Origin of the sequence: Hymenobacter polaris (genome assembly GCF_012927305.1) — a bacterium.
GTDB classification, from domain to species: Bacteria; Bacteroidota; Bacteroidia; order Cytophagales; family Hymenobacteraceae; genus Hymenobacter; species Hymenobacter polaris.
In genome coordinates, this window is sequence record NZ_JABBGH010000003.1 from 182,750 (window position 1) to 195,659 (window position 12,910).

The 12,910-nt window shown below is 65.3% G+C and carries 15 protein-coding genes; 3 read left to right on the top strand and 12 right to left on the bottom strand.

The features are described 5' to 3' along the window. Positions 1-15: 15 nt before the first annotated feature. The 3 genes from HHL22_RS17145 to HHL22_RS17155 form a co-directional block, all read right to left on the bottom strand. Entirely contained in the window at positions 16-1,365 is a 1,350-nt protein-coding gene (locus HHL22_RS17145; RefSeq protein ID WP_169532636.1) for an alanine racemase, read from the bottom strand. 45 nt (positions 1,366-1,410) lie between these two features. After that, positions 1,411-2,445, bottom strand: a complete 1,035-nt coding sequence (locus tag HHL22_RS17150; RefSeq protein WP_169532637.1) for an ATP-grasp domain-containing protein — start codon at positions 2,443-2,445, stop codon at positions 1,411-1,413. A gap of 73 nt (positions 2,446-2,518) precedes the next feature. Next, positions 2,519-2,761 (bottom strand): HPr-rel-A system PqqD family peptide chaperone, encoded by a 243-nt coding sequence (locus tag HHL22_RS17155; RefSeq protein WP_169532638.1) that lies wholly within the window; start codon positions 2,759-2,761, stop codon positions 2,519-2,521. Between the two features lie 304 nt (positions 2,762-3,065). Between HHL22_RS17155 and HHL22_RS17160 the strand changes: the two genes are divergently transcribed. After that, a complete protein-coding gene (locus HHL22_RS17160; protein WP_169532639.1) occupies positions 3,066-4,193 on the top strand; it encodes a sensor histidine kinase in 1,128 nt (375 codons plus the stop codon). Then, complete coding sequence (locus HHL22_RS17165; protein ID WP_169532640.1) at positions 4,166-4,939, top strand: LytR/AlgR family response regulator transcription factor; 774 nt, start codon at positions 4,166-4,168, stop codon at positions 4,937-4,939. The genes HHL22_RS17160 and HHL22_RS17165 overlap by 28 nt, the downstream gene beginning before the upstream one ends. Positions 4,940-4,966: 27 nt before the next feature. Here the strand turns inward: HHL22_RS17165 and HHL22_RS17170 are convergent, their stop codons facing one another. The 3 genes from HHL22_RS17170 to galK form a co-directional block, all read right to left on the bottom strand. Further along, entirely contained in the window at positions 4,967-5,785 is an 819-nt protein-coding gene (locus HHL22_RS17170) for a hypothetical protein (RefSeq protein WP_169532641.1), read from the bottom strand. Positions 5,786-5,827: 42 nt separating this feature from the next. Beyond that, complete coding sequence (locus HHL22_RS17175) at positions 5,828-6,883, bottom strand: UDP-glucose--hexose-1-phosphate uridylyltransferase (protein WP_169532642.1); 1,056 nt, start codon at positions 6,881-6,883, stop codon at positions 5,828-5,830. A gap of 156 nt (positions 6,884-7,039) precedes the next feature. Then, positions 7,040-8,203 (bottom strand): galactokinase, encoded by a 1,164-nt coding sequence (gene galK, locus HHL22_RS17180; protein ID WP_169532643.1) that lies wholly within the window; start codon positions 8,201-8,203, stop codon positions 7,040-7,042. Between the two features lie 193 nt (positions 8,204-8,396). On the opposite strand from galK, the gene HHL22_RS17185 reads away from it, so the two are divergent. Next, positions 8,397-8,582 carry a hypothetical protein gene (locus HHL22_RS17185; RefSeq protein WP_169532644.1) on the top strand — a complete coding sequence of 62 codons (186 nt, stop codon included), beginning with the start codon at positions 8,397-8,399 and terminating at the stop codon, positions 8,580-8,582. A 23-nt stretch (positions 8,583-8,605) separates the two neighbouring features. On the opposite strand, the gene HHL22_RS24270 is transcribed toward HHL22_RS17185, so the two are convergent. The 6 genes from HHL22_RS24270 to HHL22_RS17210 all read right to left on the bottom strand — a co-directional run bounded on the left by HHL22_RS24270 (position 8,606) and on the right by HHL22_RS17210 (position 12,893). Then, positions 8,606-8,740 (bottom strand): hypothetical protein, encoded by a 135-nt coding sequence (locus HHL22_RS24270; protein WP_262888393.1) that lies wholly within the window; start codon positions 8,738-8,740, stop codon positions 8,606-8,608. Positions 8,741-8,785: 45 nt separating this feature from the next. Beyond that, entirely contained in the window at positions 8,786-9,442 is a 657-nt protein-coding gene (locus tag HHL22_RS17190; RefSeq protein WP_169532645.1) for a sterol desaturase family protein, read from the bottom strand. Between the two features lie 87 nt (positions 9,443-9,529). Next, positions 9,530-10,075, bottom strand: coding sequence for a shikimate kinase (locus HHL22_RS17195; RefSeq protein ID WP_169532646.1), 546 nt, complete (start codon positions 10,073-10,075; stop codon positions 9,530-9,532). Between the two features lie 48 nt (positions 10,076-10,123). Continuing rightward, positions 10,124-10,426, bottom strand: a complete 303-nt coding sequence (locus HHL22_RS17200) for a hypothetical protein (protein WP_169532647.1) — start codon at positions 10,424-10,426, stop codon at positions 10,124-10,126. 112 nt (positions 10,427-10,538) lie between these two features. Then, positions 10,539-11,633: a hypothetical protein gene (locus HHL22_RS17205; protein ID WP_169532648.1), complete on the bottom strand. Its 1,095-nt coding sequence runs from the start codon at positions 11,631-11,633 to the stop codon at positions 10,539-10,541. A gap of 63 nt (positions 11,634-11,696) precedes the next feature. Then, entirely contained in the window at positions 11,697-12,893 is a 1,197-nt protein-coding gene (locus tag HHL22_RS17210) for an AraC family transcriptional regulator (protein WP_169532649.1), read from the bottom strand. Positions 12,894-12,910 lie beyond the last annotated feature (17 nt).

The window sequence follows — 12,910 nt, forward strand, 5'->3', positions numbered from 1 at the left end:
CAGGTCTCTCCTCTTTTACAATAGGTGCTCCGGCACCCGCTCCGGCTGCTGCACGTACTCCAGTGTTTCGGCTTCGCGAATAATGTGCGAATTGCCTTGTAAATCAAGTAGTATTACGTTGGGGCGCAGGGTGATGAACTGCTGCCACTGGCTCATGTTGTAGGCTCCCACGCGGTGCACTACTAGCTGGTCGCCGGGCCCTAGGGGGGGCAGCAAGGCGGTTTCGCGCACCACGTCGATGTTCATGCATAGCGGGCCGTAGAGCACGGTGGGCTCGGGCCGGCCCGCGTCGGCCCGCACCGGGCTGATGAGGTGGTCGTACCAGTAGGCGGTGAACAGCAGATTCACCCCAAAATCGAGCACGGTGGCGCGGCGGCCATCGGGCAACTGCTTGGTGGCCAGCACGGTGCCTAGTAAATAGCCGGCCTCGTCTACCAGGGCGCGGCCAGCTTCCAGCACCAGCAGCGGTAGGGCCTCGGGGGCGAAGCCGGCGCCCAGCAGCGCCTCGGCCACGGCGGCGGCGTACTCATCCAGGTCGGGCACCAGGTCGGGGCCGGGCAAGTAGCTGCCTTTTAGCGTGTTGAGCGAGGGAAAGCCGCCGCCCAGGTCGAGGTAGTCGATGGTTTGGTGCAGCTCGTGGGTGGCGCGCTGGGCCAGGGCGGCCAGCTTGGCGGCGGCGGTGCCGTAGGCGGCGGGCTCTAGCACGAAGGTGCCCAGGTGGCAGTGCAGCCCCACCAGCGCCAGGTCCGGCGCGGCCGCCACCTGCTGCACCGCCTGCCAGGCCTGCCCGTTTTCGAGGTTGAAGCCGAAGCGGTCCCAGCGCTGGGGCAGGCCGGCGTCGAGGTTGACGCGCACCGCTACCCGCACGGGCCGGGGCCGGCCGGCCGCCACGGCCAGCAGCGCGCGCAGCTCATCGAAGCTATCGAGGTGCACCACGGCATCGACCTCGGCGGCGCGGGCGAGGTCGGCCGCCGTTTTGCTGGGCCCGTTGAACAGGATATGGTGGCCGGGTACGCCGTTGCCCAGGGCCTTCTCCAGCTCGAAGCCGCTCACCACCTCGGCCCAGGCGCCTTCCTGGTGAAACACCCGGCACACGGCATTGAGGTAGTTGGTTTTATACGACCACGCCAACTGCACCCTAGGGTAGCGCGTGCCGAAGCTGCGGCGCAACGCCTGCGCGCTGCGCCGCAGCTGCCGCTCGCTCAGCACAAACAGCGGTGAGCCGAACTGCGCCAGCAGCGCCGGCACGGATGCCCCCGCCACTTCCGCCACCGGGCGCACGCCGGCCCCGGCCTGGGGGCCAAACTTGCTCAGCGTACCAGCCGTGAGGCGGCGCAGCGTGGGGCGCTCGTAGGGAAGCTTCATATCGGGCAGTGAGTAGCAATCAGCGATGAGCAGGGCGCATTGAAATTACACTTCTCCTAGGCCCGCAATCAACTGAAAATGTTCGTTATCAGCGATTAAGTCCCAGGCGCAGCGGATAAATAGCTTGCCCACCGCCACCGGGCCAAAGGGCGCCACGGGCTCGCCCAGCGCCAGGCTGAGCAGGGCCGCGGGCTGGTTGTGGCCGGCCGCGGCGGCCAGGTAAATCCAGGCCGGAAAGCGGGGGTTGATTTCCAGGATGAACAGCTCGCCGGCAGCGGTGCGCAGTAGCTCCAGCTCGAAGGGCCCGCGCCAGCGGCTGGCTTCGGCGAAGCGTTGCGCCAGCTCAGTAAGCATCTCATCCTCAATGGTAATGCCAGCCCAGGCTTTGCCCTTGTCGGTGAGGGTAAGCTTGCGCATGGGCACGGCGCTCAGCAGGTGGCCCTGGCCTTCGGCCAAGCCGGCCACGTTCAGCTCCTGGCCCACGAGGTGGCGCTGGGCCAGCAGCGGCCAGCCCCAGCGGGCGGCCAGGCGCAGCAGGGCGGCTTCGGCCGCGGCGGCGGTGTGCACGGTTTCGGCCTCGTACCAGCGGCCCTTGAGCACCAGCGGCCACCCTAGGGCGGCGGCGGCGGCGGGCAGGTCGGCGGGCTGGTGCAGGGCGTGGGTGGCGGGCACGGGCAGGTGGTGGGCCGCGCCAAACTCGGCGAGGCGCAACTTGTCGCGGCTGGCTAGCTGGTTGGCCGTGGGCAGCAGCATCCGAATACCCAGGGCCTTGAGGGAAGCTTCGAGGCGAATAAAGTGCGCCAGCTCGGCATCGAAGCAGGGAATAAGCACGTCGATTTGCTCACGCTCCTGCACGTAGGTGAGGCGCTCGAGCAGAGCCGCCGAGCCGGCCGAGGGGTAGGGGAGCAGGTAGGTTTTGGCAAAGAAATCGGGCAAAAAAATGCCCGGCTCCAGCGGCTCGTAGCTCAGGCCCACCAGGCGCACCGCCCGGCCGGGCGCCTCGCGCAGCGCCCGCGCCACGGCCACGCCCGCGCCGGGGCTGTCGGTAGCGTTGAGGCCGGTGAGCGCAATGGTAAGCACAGCGGGAGCGAGGGGTAATTAATGAGTAGTGAGCAATAGCTATCGGTAGTTTGCCGCGCGCAGCAATTGCCAGCTATTCTTCCAGCAGCTGAAAGCTAGTTAGTTGCCAGATAAAATCATCCAGGTCGTGCTGGAGCTGGTGGGCGGGCACATCGTAGCGCTCGAGCAGCTGCGCCCGAATGGCCGCCAGGTCGTGGCCGGCTTGCAGGAGCTTCAGCACCTCGGCCGCCAGCGGATTGGCGGCAAACGAGTCGCCGGTGGCGGGGTTGAAGACGAAGCCGGCTTCGCTGGTGGCAATATTTTTTTTGAGGGGCATAGGCGGCGCAAACCAGACTGTCGCAAAGATGCGCCCGAAGCCTGCTGCGAGCGGCAGCAGCCTGCGGTGGGCGCGCCACCCTGGCCCACTAATCGGCCAGCGGCCGGGGTAGCGTCGGCCGGGGCCGCCGCGGGCTCGACCAATGCCCGTGGCGGGGGCACCCCAGGCCCTAGGGCCCCGCTGGCCGATGAAGCGGCGCCACTGGCCGATTGGAGGGCAACCCGGCGGGCGGCTAGGGTCGTAGTTTGCGTACCTGAAAACGAGTTGCCGGCCACTTGGCCCTGCTAGCTTAGCGCTCCCTCCCATGCCCCTTCGCCTGCTCCGCCCCGCCTCTACGCTGCTGCTGCACGCGCTGGTGTGGGGCTTGGTGGGGGCGCTACTGTGGGCCCAGCAGCCCGACTACCCCGGCCCCAAGCCCGCGGAGTTTTGGCTGACGCAGGCGGTGGTGTTTGGCTTGCTGGCGGCGCTTTTTTACCTCAATGTAGGCTGGGCCGCCCCTAGGCTCCTGCACCGGCGGCGGGGGCTGCCCTTCGTGGTCGTAAACGTGGCGGCGGGGCTGGCCATTCTGGCGCTGCACCAGCAGGTAGCTACCCGCCTGCAGGTGCCCGAGCTGGTGGCGCGGGGCCGCGAGGCCGTCATGGACCCGCCCAACCCGTGGTCGGCCCCTAGACCCCACTTTGTGCCCGGCCCGGCCGAGGCCGAGGGCAGCGCCTTCTTCGACCCCGGCGTGCTGCTGCTGGTGCTCATGGTGCTGGGCCTGGCCACTAGCCTGGCCGCCATGCAAAAAGCCCAGCGCGACGCCGAGCTGCGCCAGGAGCTGGAGCGCCGCCAGGTAGCCACCGAGCTGAGCTTGCTGAAGGCTCAGATTAACCCGCACTTCTTTTTCAATACCCTCAACAACATCTACGCCCTCACCATCGTGGATGGCGAGCAGGCCCGCGCCGCGCTGCACCGCCTCTCGCGCATGATGCGCTACGTGCTCTACGAAACGCCCAGCGGCCACACCCGCCTAAGCCAGGAAATCAGCTTCTTGCGCGACTACATTGCCCTGATGCACCTGCGCCTGACCGACCAGGTAGAGGTAGTGTTTGAAACGCCCCAGGACCCCGCCGCGCCCGACCCCTACCTGGCGCCCATGCTGTTTCAGCCCTACGTCGAAAACGCGTTTAAGCACGGCGTGAGCGCCTCGGCGCCCAGCCGCATCACCATTTGCCTGGGGCAGCCGCAGCCGCAGCAGGTAGTGATGTGCGTGCGCAATACCTTGTTTGACCGGCAAAAATTGGTGGCCGACGACGAGCCCGGCGGCATTGGGCTGGCCAATACCCAGCGCCGCCTCGACTTGCTATATCCCGGCCGCCACGAGCTGCAAATAGTTTCGCCCACCCCCACGCACGAGTACGAAGTATGCCTCAGCCTGAATCTGCAGCCCTAGCCCCGCCCATTGCCTGCATCGCCGTCGATGATGAGCCGCTGGCCCTAGGGCTCGTCTGCTCCTTCATCGAGCAAACGCCTTTTTTAAAGCTGGTGGGGCGCTACAGCAGCGCCGTGGCCGCCCTGCGCGCCCTGCACGAGCAGCCCGACGTGAAGCTCTTGTTCCTGGATATCAAGATGCCCGACCTCAGCGGCCTCGAGCTGGCGCGGGTGCTGCAGGGCGGCGGCCAGCGCGTCATCTTCACCACGGCCTTCAACCAGTATGCCCTCGAAGGCTTCCGCGTCGATGCCCTCGACTACTTGCTGAAGCCCTTCAACTACGAGGAGTTTTTGCGGGCCGCCCTCAAGGCGCGGGCCTTTTTCGAGCCGCGCCCGGCTAGCGCGCCGCCCGCGCCCGCCCCGGTCGTAGCCGCTGCCCTGCCTCCCGAAGACCACATCTACCTCAAGGTAGAATACCAGCTGGTGCGCGTCATGCTGGCCGATATCCTCTACATCGAAGGTCTCAAGGACTACGTGAAGGTGCACCTGGCCAGCCAGCCCCGGCCCCTGCTCTCGCTCACCAGCCTGCGCAGCATGGAGGAAAAGCTGCCCGCTGGCCGTTTCATGCGCATCCACCGCTCCTACATCGTGGGCCTCGACCACGTAGCCGCTGTGGGCCGCGGCACCCTGCAAGTAGCCAAGGAAACCCTGCCCGTGAGCGACGGCTACCGCGACGCCGTGGACGCGTTTTTTGCCAGGTGGAAGTAGTTGCCTCGCGGCCAGCGCCGCCAGCTGCTAGCTGCCTGGCGCATTGATGCCACTGATTATTGCCTGATTTACCTGCGCGTAGAGTTGGCCCGAAAGGGTTTCGTAGCGCTGGTTACTAGCTTCATCCTCAAAAACCAGGTCGTTCCAAGAACCCATGCCGCCGAATACCCAAGCCTGACTAGCCGCGAAGATGAGCTGCCGGGCGGCCAGCGAATGTTCGGCGGTCACTAGAAGGTTGTGGTAAACGCCGTTGGCTGGCTCGGGACTGTCTAGCAGGGCTAGGGCCTTCCCAAAAATTGTAGCCCAATTGTCCAACTGCTGCGCAGTTGCGAAGGCCTGAATTTCGGTAAGCGCCTGCGCCAGCGCGGCCTTCGCTGCAGGTAGAGGCGGCCGGGCCGCCGCCAAGGGCTGCCGGGCCGCTACGCGCCCGTAGCTAACCCCCCAAATAAGTTGCTGGGGGTCGTTGGGCTGGGTTACTTCCCAGCGGTTAGCCCAGTAGTCGGCTTGCGGTCCGCTGGCTACTTCGAGCAGCCAGTCGCCCCCACCCCCAATAAAACCCGCCAGCTTATAATCGGGCGTATTGAGTTGGTTGCCAGCCGAGGGCCGGTAACATAAGCTAAGCCGCTGGTACCCTTGTTGCCGCAGCTGCCGCAGCCACGTTAGGGGGTCGGGGGCGGCTAGGGTTTCAGTAGTATTGGCCCCTAGCGGCAAATAAAGAAAATCTACTCGGTTACAAAAGGTAAACGCCGGGTTAGCTGGGTAGTAATCAGCTGTCAATTCCCCGGTTTTTAGCAGGTGGTTGCCGTAGGAAATCAGCGAAAGCTGTTGGGCCAGAGTGCCAGTCATGCTGAAAAGACGGGAGTGAATGGAAGCAATTGCCTTTGCCAGTTATTCCGCCGCCGCTTCCTGCTGCTTGTAGTGCACGGCTGGCAGCGCACGCAGGCGCTCGGCGGCTTGCTCGGCGGTGATGTCGCGCTGGGCGTTGGCCAGCAGCTCGTAGCCGACCATGAATTTCTTGACCGTGGCCGAGCGCAGCAGGGGCGGTAAAAAGTGCATGTGCAGGTGCCACTCGGGGTATTCCTGGCCGTCGGTGGGGCGCTGGTGGAAGCCGGCCGAGTAGGGGAAGCTGATTTCAAACAGGTTGTCGTAGCGCACCGTGAGCTGGTGCAGGATGTCGGCCAGCCCGTCGCGCTCGGCGTCGGTTAGCTGGGTCAGGTCTTGCACGGCACGCCTAGGGAGCACCAGCGTCTCGAAGGGCCACACCGCCCAGAAGGGCACCAGCACCACCCAGGTATCGTTTTCGATTACCAGGCGGGTTTTGTCCTTTAGCTCCAGCTCGAGGTAGGCGCTGAGCAGGGTGCGGCCGTGCTGCTCGAAGTAGGCTTTTTGGGCGCGGCTTTCCTTGGCGGGCAGGTCGGGCACGGTGCGTTCGCTCCAAATCTGGCCGTGTGGGTGCGGGTTCGAGCAGCCCATGATGAAGCCCTTGTTCTCGAAAATCTGCACGTAGTTGATGGTCGGGTCGGCGCCCAGCTCCCGAAACTGCTCGGTCCAGAGGTCCACCACGCGGCGCACCTCGCTGATTTCCATTTCGGGCAGCGTCAGGTTGTGCTTGGGTGAGAAGCAGATGACGCGGCAGCGGCCGGTTTCGGCCACGGCTTTTAGCAGGCCGCCTTCTTCAAAAGTGCCGGTTTCCCCATCGGGCAGCAGGGCCGAAAAGTCGTTCTGAAATACGAACTGGTGCTCGTACTGGGGGTTTACCTCGCCGCTGGTGCGCTTGTTGCCAGGGCAGAGGTAGCAGGTAGGGTCGTAGGCGGGACGCTCGTCGGGCTGGGGCTTTTCTTGCTGGCCCTGCCAGGGCCGCTTGGCCCGCTGCGGCGATACCAGCACCCACTCGTCTTGCAAAGGGTTGTAGCGGCGGTGCGGCTGCTCGGTGAAATCAAACATAGGGGGGTGGGGCTTAAGAAGCGTAAAAAAGGCGGTCATGCTGAGCGCAGCAGAAGCATCTCTACCGCGTTACTAATTCTTTGCGTCAGGATTACTTACGCGGTAGAGATGCTTCGACTTCGCTCAGCATGACCGCCTTTTTTACACTGATACTAACTACTCGAATATTTCGCCTACGCCGTCGGCCAGGGTGGTGACGTAGGTGTCCAGCTTCAGGCCCAGCTGGTCGTGGTAGCCCTGCTTCATGTGGGTTAGGAAGTTCTTGACCTCGGCGGTAGCCACCAGGTTGAGGGTGCAGCCGCCGAAGCCGCCGCCCATCATGCGGGCGCCGTAGCAGCCGGGCGCCTGGCGGCTCAGCTCCACCAGCGTGTCCAGCTCGGGGCAGCTCACTTGGTAGTCGTCGCGCAGGCCGGCGTGGCTGGCGTACAGCAGCTCGCCCACCTTGCTCAGTGAGTTGTGTTCGGCCAGCTGCTTGGTGAAATCAATAACCCGCTGGTTTTCCTCCACCACGTAGCGGCAGCGGCGCGCAATCACCTCGCCCAGCTCGTCTTTAGCGGCCTCAATCTCGGGCAGCGTCGCGTCGCGCAGGCTCTTAATGGCCGGGTTGTGCTTTTGCAAAATCTCGACCCCGCGGGCGCACTCGTGGCGGCGCGTGTTGTACTCGCTATCGGCCAGGGCGTGCTTCACGCCCGAGTTGCAAAGCACAATGCGGCAGTCGTCGGTGTCGAAGGGAAAGTAGCAGTATTCCAGCGAGCGGCAGTCCAGCTCCACCACGTGGCCAGCGCGGCCGAAGAGGCTGGCAAACTGGTCCATGAGCCCGCACATTACCTTGGCGTACTCGTGCTCGGCTTTCTGGGCAATGTGGGCCAGCTTCATGCGGTCGAGGTCGGCGTGCAGCAGCTCGCACAGGCCCCAGGCAATGCCGCACTCCACGGCCGCCGACGACGACAAGCCCGCCCCGCCCGGCACGTCGCCCCCGAAGGCGCAGTCGAAGCCCGGCACGGCCACGCCGGCGCGCAGCAGCCCCGCCACCACCCCCAGCTGGTAGTTGGCCCAGTGCCCGCCCGGCAGCGGCTTGATGTCGGCCACGGCTACCTCGTAGGTGTCGTGCAAGTCGGTAGCAGTCAGCCGAACGCGGTCAGTGCCGTTGAGGCGCAGCGCAAAGCGGATTTCGCGGTCGATGGCGGCCGGCAGTACCAAGCCGTCGTTATAGTCGGTGTGCTCGCCAATGAGGTTGATGCGGCCGGGGGCGCGCACCAGCAGGTCGGGGGCGGCGCCGTAGTGCTGCGTAAAGGCAGCTGAAATTTCGGTGGTAGTCATGGGTAGCGCAAAGGTGGGAGTTTTTCCTGTACGCACCTAGGGCCTAGGGGATGCTATATCCATCTTTCAGCGGGGGCACTTTCGCTTAGCCGGCAGCCCTAGGCCAACCTTTTGGGCGCGTTTGCAGTAAGCCCAGCTATGGAAGGCAGTTGCCTGCTGGCTTTCACATCTCCTTCATTTCCTGACTATTCTCATGAGCACTTTTCGTTTATTCTCGCTTTTCGTGCTGACTCTGATGGTGACGACCCTCACCAGCTGCGCAGCCATCGGTGACATCTTCAAGGCGGGCGCCTGGGTAGGCATCATTTCCGTTTTCATCGTAGTGGCCCTCATCTGGTGGCTGGTAACCAAGATTGGCGGTGGCGGCAATGCCAGCTAAACCAGACCGCAGATTTAACGGATTTAACTGATTTCGCGGATACGCTTGCCGGTGGCAAGCTGACTACGCAGGCGCTGGATGCTGAACCCCTGCATAATAGAAAAGGCCACCCTAGGGTGGCCTTTTTGCTTGTCTTGCTTTATCGCGTCGTCAGCCACCGCAGGTGGCGTATCCGCGAAATCCGTTGAATCCGCGATACTGAATCAGTTTGTTCTGCGGTTAGGCATGGTGCCGATGATGTGGTCCCAGAGGGTGCTGCTCACGCCGAAGGCTACCTCGTCCTGCCGGTAGTGGTGCTGCGAGTGGTGCGTCCACCATACTTTGAGGAAGTTCTTGGGCGGCGAATACACATGGATGGCGTAGTGCACAAACAGGTAGAGCGCGTAGCCAAACGTGAAGCCGGCCAGGATGCCAAACGCCCAGGTGCCGAACACGAAGCGGAAGATGAAAAAGAGCAACGACGCTACGAACACCGTGATAATGGGCGGCATCGCCAGGCGGGTTTCATCCTTGGGGTACTCGTGGTGCACGCCGTGCATGGTGTACTGAAACTTGGCCCGGCCCGGCGTAGTGGCCGGAATATGGTAGAGGTAGCGGTGCACCACATACTCCAGAAACGAGAAGCCAAACCAGCCCGCCAAAAACAGCCCTAGGCCCGAAAGCCCCGAAAGGAAGCCCCGTGTGAAGCCATAGTATAGGCTAACGACCGCCGTGAGCAGGAAGATGCTGACGGGCAGCGCGATATGCGTGTGCGAGAGCCGCTCGAGCAGCGGATTTTCGAAAAGCTGGGCCGAGCCTTTGTGCTTGGGCCGAACCGGAGTGGGGGCCGCCGGGGCCTCGGTATCGGTGAATTGCGCCATAGAGAAGGAGGTAGCTTACTAGTTGATAAAAAAGCAGTTTCTAAAACAAATTTACGCCCGGCGCGGCGTAGCAGTTGCGCCGCCGCCCTAGGGCCGGAAGCCCGCCGCCGCCAGCGCCGCCGCCACCTCGGCCGCCGAGGCCGCGCCGGAGTGGTGCAGATGCGCCTGGGCGTAAAACTCTTCGCGCGCCGCCAAGGTTCGGGTTAGGTGGGCTAAAAGTGCGGTTTCGGGGCTTTGCTCGGCGGCCGTGGCGGCCAGCAGGGGCCGGGCCGCCGCTTGCCCGGTGGCCGCCAGGCGCCGCGCCAGCTCGGGCACCGGCACCGCCAGCCACAGCACGAAACCCGTGCGGCGCAACACCGCTAGGTTGTCGTGGAAGCAGGGCGTGCCGCCGCCCGTGGCCACCACCAGCGGCGGGCCGGCGTGTTCGGCCAGGGCCGCCAGGGCCGCCGCCTCGCGGGCCCGAAAGCCGGCCTCGCCCTCAGCCGCAAAAATGGCCGGAATGCTTTGGCCCGCCGCCGCCACCAGCACGTCGTCGAGGTCCACGAAGGCGCGGCCGTAGTGCGCCGCCAGCTGGCGCCCGAGGGTGGTTTTGCCCGAGCCCGGCAGGCCAATGAGGTAGAGGTGGTTAGGCAAGTTGTTCAGGGTGAAGCAGGTGTAGCGGCCTAGTCCCTGGCAGCGGCCCTAGGGCACCACCCGGTAGCCGGGCCCCGACGTCAGTACTTGCGTGTCGGCGGGCCGCGCCAGCCAAGTGAGGGCTACTAACGCTAGCCCAAGCACCAGCACCAGCGCGTAGAGCAGCAGCATGGCCCTGGCCCAGTTGGCTTTGCTGGGCGGCGTGGTGCGGCCAAAGGCCCACGCGCACAGCAGTACGAAGCCTACCAAAGGTAGGGCCGCCAGCACAAACGTATTAATCCAGTCGCCCAGGTCTATGGTGGGCGAGCGGTCGGCGGCGTCTTCGGGTTGGTCGGCGGCGGTAGGAGCCATAGCGAGAAGGGCGCGGGTGAGCGCGAAACCTACGGGGTACTGCCTAAAGCGCAGGTGAACTAATTGCCCAGATGCTTCCTAGGGCCGAGGGCTCGTCGCCTTCCCCTGGGCGCTAGTGCGCTGGCACCAGCCGAAAGGCCACGCGCTGCTGGCCTAGCTGGCCGGCGGCCAGCAATCCTGCCGGAGTAGGCGTGAGGACCAACTGCAGCGAGTCGGGGCGCGGCGTGGGGTAGCGCCAGCGCACGCTCAGGCGCCGCGGCGCCGCCAGGTACGAGTAGGTGCCAAACAAGCGGCGCGTGGGGCCATTGAACTCAAATACGCAGTCGTGGGCAATATCTAGGTACACGGTGGTGAGCACGCTGTCCTGGCAGGTGCGCGCCGCCTGGGGCTGGCCGTCGAGGCGCAGGTCGCGCACGGTATACTTGCCGGTAAGCTGAGGATAGGTATCGGGAAAATGATACACGCTCAGCAGCAGTAGCGGCAAGCTCATTATCGCCAGGCGGCCCAGTAGCCGCAGGCGCCGGCCCGGAAACGCCGGACGCGGCAACCGGCCCGGCGCGCGCCAAAAGAACTCGACCAGGCGCTCGTAGTCGAGCAAGAGCAGGTAAAGTACCCCCGCCAAGATGATGAGCGCGTGGCACAGCACCCCCACCGGCAAGTGGTAGAAGTAGTCGAGCAATACGATGTTGAGCAGGATGGGCACCAGCACCAGCGTGCCCAGCAGACGCGTGCGGCCAAAGAGCAGCAGCCAGGCCCCTAGGATTTGTAGCAGGCCGATGGCAACGCGATACGGGTAAGAATACCCAAAAAAGGCCCAGGTCAGGTCTTCGCCCGAGAAGCTGCTGAAGGGCAGGTCAAGCATCCCCAGGGGCGTAAAAAACTGCAGCTTGGCAATTTTCTGCCACCCAAACAAGGATAAGTCGAGGGCTATGTCAGCGCAAATAAGGCCTTGCCAAAAGGCCAGTACCGGGTGGTGCGCCGGCCGCGTGGGCGGACGCCGGCTCCACCAGAGCCCGTAGAGCACCGAGGCGGCCAGCACCAGCCAAGCCAGCGGCAGCAGGCCGGGGGGCGTGGTGCGGCCCCCGCCCAGCAGCCAGCGCCCGATGCGCAGCAGCGTGGCGCCCGCCAGCAGCCCCGCCAGTGGGCACCCCACTAGCGCAGAATAGCCCCGCCGGGGAGTGGTAGTAATTGGAGCGTCAGTCGGCATACGCGCAGTAGAATGGATAACTGCGGCAAACCTCGCGGGCGGCGGGCTTGGGGGCGTTCGGCTTTATCCAGGCGAACCACTGGGGAGCGAGTCGGCGACAGGTGGCGCGGGCGCGGGGCCACCCCTAGGCGGTAAAGCAGCCAAAAACTGGCTGGGCGACAGGCCGGTAGCTTTTTTAAAGGCGGTGTTGAACGTGGTCTTCGAACTAAACCCGGCCTCGAAGGCAATGCCCACCATGCTCAGGTGGTGGTGCTGGGCGGCGGCCAGCAGGCGCTTGGCTTCCTCGACCCGGTAGCGGTTGATGAATTGGAAAAAATTAACCCCTAGGCCCTCGTTCAGCACGTAGGACAGCTCGTGCGTGGAGAGGCCCGCTTGCTGGGCCAGCGCGGGCAGGCTCAGGTCGGGCTGCAAATAGGGCTTGGTGGTAGCGAGCAGGTGCAGCAGCCGCTGCTGCCAGTAGGCCAGCTGGCTGGGCGATAGGCGCGGCTGCCGGCCGGCCGGCGCGGCCGGCGCCGGAGTAGCGGGCGGGTCGGGGGCGTAAGCGGGCAGCCGGGCGGGCAGCGCTAGCCCCCTAGGCCCCACGAAAGCAACTGCCTCGGGCTGGCGCAGCGCGTAGTAGGCCAGGTAGCCCACGGCGGCCAGGTAGCAGGCGGGCAGTAGGGGCAGCTCCCGGCTGGCGGGTACCAGCAGTTCGAGCAGCCAGAGGCCCACCAGCAGCGCCAGGCCCCACAGCAGCATCTGTAGCCAGCGAAGCCGCCCCGGCTGCAACTGGGCCGCCGGGCGCAGCGGGTGGCGCTGGTGTTGGCGCAGCAGCAGGTAGGCCGCCAGCCAGTAGCCCACCGCCTGCGCCTTTGGCGTGGCCAGCACGAGCCCCCGCACCAGGGGCGCCACCCCGGCCGGCCACGCGGCCACCCCGCCCGCGTGGCCCAGCAGCGGCGGCAGCCGCAGCAGTAGAAACAGCAGCCAGGGCGCGAAGTGCACGGCATCGAGCGCCCGCCCGGCGCGGTGCGGCGCGATAAACTGCCGCACGCTCAGGTACAGGGCGGGGGCCATGGCCAGCCGCAGCAGCTCGAGCCAGCCTGGCAGCCCAGGCGGCAGCAGTTCCCCGGCCGTGGGCGCGGCGCGGCTGAGCAATACGCTGCCCAAGCACAGCAAAAAAAAGCTAAGCCAGCCATTGGCCAGCCGGTTGACGCGCAACGGACTGGTGCCCAGCAGAAACGCCAGGAGCAGAATGCCGCCGCAAGCCACTACATACAGCATAAGCAGGAGGCCGGCCG

Coding starts and splice junctions, on each gene's coding strand:
- HHL22_RS17145 (WP_169532636.1), bottom strand. CDS start 1,365: ATGAAGCTTCCCTACGAGCGCCCCACGCTGCGCCGCCTCACGGCTGGT.
- HHL22_RS17155 (WP_169532638.1), bottom strand. CDS start 2,761: ATGCCCCTCAAAAAAAATATTGCCACCAGCGAAGCCGGCTTCGTCTTC.
- HHL22_RS17160 (WP_169532639.1), top strand. CDS start 3,066: ATGCCCCTTCGCCTGCTCCGCCCCGCCTCTACGCTGCTGCTGCACGCG.
- HHL22_RS17165 (WP_169532640.1), top strand. CDS start 4,166: ATGCCTCAGCCTGAATCTGCAGCCCTAGCCCCGCCCATTGCCTGCATC.
- HHL22_RS17170 (WP_169532641.1), bottom strand. CDS start 5,785: ATGACTGGCACTCTGGCCCAACAGCTTTCGCTGATTTCCTACGGCAAC.
- HHL22_RS17175 (WP_169532642.1), bottom strand. CDS start 6,883: ATGTTTGATTTCACCGAGCAGCCGCACCGCCGCTACAACCCTTTGCAA.
- galK (WP_169532643.1), bottom strand. CDS start 8,203: ATGACTACCACCGAAATTTCAGCTGCCTTTACGCAGCACTACGGCGCC.
- HHL22_RS17185 (WP_169532644.1), top strand. CDS start 8,397: ATGAGCACTTTTCGTTTATTCTCGCTTTTCGTGCTGACTCTGATGGTG.
- HHL22_RS17190 (WP_169532645.1), bottom strand. CDS start 9,442: ATGGCGCAATTCACCGATACCGAGGCCCCGGCGGCCCCCACTCCGGTT.
- HHL22_RS17200 (WP_169532647.1), bottom strand. CDS start 10,426: ATGGCTCCTACCGCCGCCGACCAACCCGAAGACGCCGCCGACCGCTCG.
- HHL22_RS17205 (WP_169532648.1), bottom strand. CDS start 11,633: ATGCCGACTGACGCTCCAATTACTACCACTCCCCGGCGGGGCTATTCT.
- HHL22_RS17210 (WP_169532649.1), bottom strand. CDS start 12,893: ATGCTGTATGTAGTGGCTTGCGGCGGCATTCTGCTCCTGGCGTTTCTG.